Annotated in this window: 3 protein-coding genes; all 3 read right to left on the bottom strand. The window is 64.9% G+C overall.

From position 1 onward, the window contains the following. Window positions 1-450: 450 nt before the first annotated feature. A complete protein-coding gene (locus P1J78_RS24345) occupies window positions 451-1,902 on the bottom strand; it encodes a serine hydrolase domain-containing protein (protein WP_275569965.1) in 1,452 nt (483 codons plus the stop codon). Between the two features lie 10 nt (window positions 1,903-1,912). Beyond that, complete coding sequence (locus P1J78_RS24340) at window positions 1,913-2,746, bottom strand: phosphatidylglycerol lysyltransferase domain-containing protein (RefSeq protein ID WP_275569964.1); 834 nt, start codon at window positions 2,744-2,746, stop codon at window positions 1,913-1,915. Window positions 2,747-2,764: 18 nt separating this feature from the next. After that, window positions 2,765-3,724 (bottom strand): alpha/beta fold hydrolase (locus P1J78_RS24335; RefSeq protein WP_275569963.1); only part of this gene is annotated, 960 nt, incomplete at its 5' end.

Below are 3,724 nucleotides of genomic sequence, written 5' to 3'. Positions count from 1 at the left end.
CGGCGAACTCATCGACTGCTTCACGCACCAGGAATGCGAAAACTACTTCGCCGCCTGCGGATACGATGCAGATTGATCGGAAAACGCTCTAGCTTGGCTGATCTGAATAAGCTGCAAAATAACCGCTGTACCCTGTAAGCAGACGGCTGCGAGCAAAAATGGATCAGGATCGACTAGCTCATTATTCCTCGGGTTCATGTTCTCCAAGCCACTGTCGTTCGCTGCTTCATGTTACCAGTGATATCCTCAAAATCTGACAGGTCAAAGGTGGAAAACTCCAGTTCGCAATGTCCCGTATGTCGGGGGAAGGTCACAATCTCCAAAGCTGACCTTCGCTTTGATGCAGAATAACTGCAATATGGGCTCGAAGCCGTCATCTGACGGTTTCTCTCAGGCTTCGGTGTGTGGCTCCTTGAGCGGCCTCACCCTTCTCGGCCAAAACACCAGGGTTCACTCGGGACGCGCCCGGTGCACCGGCTTGAACGCCGCCCAGGCAAGGCCGAGTCCCGCTGCCGCCGATGCGATGCCTAGCCACGACCAAAGGCCGGGTAGGATCGAAAAGAGGAACAGATAGTCCTGTGCCGCTGCCCAGAGCGGCCAAAGGACGAGCGCCGCAGAGATGCCGGCGACGGAGATCCTGACGAACCTTCTGCGGGGGCCGACCCGACGGACAGCCATCCAAGCCGTAATGCCTGTCGCGATCCAGAGCATGACGATTGCGACTTGCGCCGCCGTTTCCGCCCAGAGCACACGCGCCATGCCCACGGGCGCAACGCCGAGGCTGTCCGACCAGTCCCGCAGGATCGCGGCAAACAGTGGCCAGGCGCGCTGGCTGTTCGACAGGATCACGATCCCATCGCCGCTCTCCGGCACCATGTGCAGGTGGCTCATCCAGCCGTATCCCTGTCCGCCATGCCAGAGCGCCGCGCGCCCGTCCGAGAGCGTCTCTGTGAAATGTCCCAATCCGTACCCGCCGGCGGCGAAGCCGAACAGCTCGCCGACCTCGACGATCGGGCGGTGCATCTCTGCCACCGCGCCCTCCGAGAGAACGTCCTGAGCGGCCCCGGCCATCCCCGCGGCAGCGAACCGGGCGATGTCGTCGGCGGTCGCGTGCAGGCCGCCAGATGCCCGACCCGGATAGACGTAGGGCGCGACGGGCCGGCCGCGCAGATCGTGAGCTACCGGCATCTCCGCTTCGGGCCAGTCGAAGCTGGCGCTTTCCATGCCAAGCGGCGCGAGCACTTCGCGGGCCATGAGCGTCGCGAAATCCTCTCCGCTGCAGGTCTCGATCGTCAGTTCCAGCAGGTTGAAGCCGGTATCCGAATAGGAGAACCGTGTGTCCGGCGGGGCGATCATCGTGAAGTCCTCTGCGAGATGCGTCCAGAGGTCTGGCCGAGGCCCGTTCGGCGGATACCGCTCTGTGTAATCGCCGAGGCCGATGCCGGCGGTATGCGAAAGAAGCTGGCGCGCTGTGATCGGCGGCAGGCCCCCGGGCGGGCGCCAGCCCGCCAAGCAATCGGTCACCGGCGCATCGAGGTCGAGCCGCCCGGTTTCTGCAACGCGCATCGCGCCCCAGGCGGTGACGGGTTTGGAGATCGACTCAACCCGGAACAGCGCGTCTTCGGTCATCGCTCGTCCCGTGCGCGGGTCCGAAAGGCCGAAGGCGCGGGTCCAGACCGGGCTGCCATCCTCCAAAACCACCACCACCACGCCGGGGACGTCATCGCGCGTCATCCGGTAAGAAATTGTTTGGAAGAGGCGTTCGGATAGTGCGAAAGACGTGTCCTGCGCCGCGACAGGCAGGGCCGCGACGACAGCTAGGGCGCAGGACAAGGCTGCGGCTTGAACCGCCAACTTGGCGAGGCCCGAAGCAAGGGGGCGTATTGTCGACGCGATCCTCATGGCAACCGATCTACCTGTCTGCACTTGGACGCGGCGGTGTGCCGCGCGCCAACCGCCAGAGAAACCAGGCGGCCCCGGCCGACACCAGCGTGAAGCCGGCGAGAGGGGCGGCCGCCTCGGGTCCGAAGGCCGCTCCTGCGCGCAGTTGCATGACCGTCTGCGCCAGCATCATCGGCAGGAGCAGCGCTGCGATGGCGAGCAGCGGTATGGCCAGCATCATTCCCCACGACCGCCCGCCCCGAAGCCCGATGGCGACCGCGACGCAGCCGGGCGCGATCAGGCCGAGATCGAGCGCATAGGTCGTCCGCACGGTGTAATAGCTCTGCGGCGGATAGGCGCCCGCCGTCATTTCGAGCCAGAGCAAAAGCGACCACGCCGCGCCGGTGACAAGTCCGCAAGCCAACAGGAAACCTGGAAGCCAGCGCGGCGTCCGGGTGAGCAGGAAAGTTCTCAGAGCCAGTGCGAGGCCAAGCGCCGACATCGGCATCATGAGGACGTAGAGGGGGAACGCTTCATTAAAGGCAACCGCACCGAAGGATAGTGATACTCCGAGATAGAGCGTCCAGGACAGTGCCACGGCCAAAACCAGGCGGCGCGGCCGTGTCAGCGGTCCGGCCAGCGCCCAGAGCGCGGCGGGCAGGATCAGCAACAGCGTGACGAGGTCCGCCCCCTGCGCCCCGCCTGCCGTGAAGGGCATATCCCGTCGGTACAGCCCGCGGCCGAACAGCTCCGGAGCATCCCCCATGCCACCTGGCGGCGTCCAGAACAGACCGGCGATCGCGGCAAGGGCGCCGAGCGCGAGGGCGAGGAAGGAAACGAGGCGAAGCCATTGGTCTGAGGTCATGCAGGGCTGTCCCTGTAATTATTCGATCTCGAACGGGTTCTGGCCCGCGGTCCCCTTCGCGTCCGCCAGCGCGTTTCTTCCCTGCAGCACATCGTGCAGGAGAATTCTCGTCGCGCGCTCCGGCTCCTCGAAGAGCGGGCTGTGGGCGGAATTGTCGAACAGGTAGAACCCCTTCACCGGAGCCTCGATCCGCTCGAAATAAGCGCGCGTAAGCTCGGCATTGGCCGTGTAGTCGTGGCGGCCGGTCAGGAAGTAGACCGGCAGCTCGAACTCCGTCAGTCGCGCCGAGAGATCGTCCCGAAGGAGGTCGTCCCAGAAGAACGGGCGCGACCAGATCTTGCCGCGCCAGATGTTGATCTTTTCGACGAGCGTGTAGGCGCGCACCCGCCACATGGGCAGGAAGATACCCGTGATGACGGAGTCCATATCGTGCATGTGGCCGACGCCCGCCTGGTGCATGGCGCGGTCGCGCAGCCGCATCCAGGCGGGCGATGTGCCTTCCTCCATCGTGACCGGCGCGGCCTCCAGCCGGCGGACCATCGCGTCATCGCCGCGGGCGCGATAGGTTTCGAGCAGATAGTCGCGCGCCATCACCTCTGAGCGGAGCTGATGCGCGATCTGCGCCATCCCGACATAGGCGCGGAACCTGTCGGGCGCCGCGGCGGCCACCTCGATGCCCAGATAGGCGCCCCAGGAATGGCCCAGCAGGACGATCTTCTCCTGCCCAAAGCGCGCCCTGAGGTAATCGGCCACCTCGATCGTGTCCGCGATCATCCGGTCCATGGTCATGGTTTCGGGCGGGACGTCCGAAGAGAATGACATGCCCGCGCCGCGCTGCTCCCACCAGACCATGGTGAAGTGACGCTCAAGGCCGGTGGGATAGTCCTGTTCCATGAAGAACTCGACCATGCCGGGACCGCCATGCAGGAACAGGAGCACCGGGTTCGCCGGATCGGCGCTCTGGATGAACATGCCCTG

Source organism: Psychromarinibacter sediminicola (genome assembly GCF_029168335.1).
Taxonomy (GTDB): Bacteria; Pseudomonadota; Alphaproteobacteria; order Rhodobacterales; family Rhodobacteraceae; genus Psychromarinibacter; species Psychromarinibacter sediminicola.
This window is presented reverse-complemented; position numbering and strand designations above follow the sequence as displayed.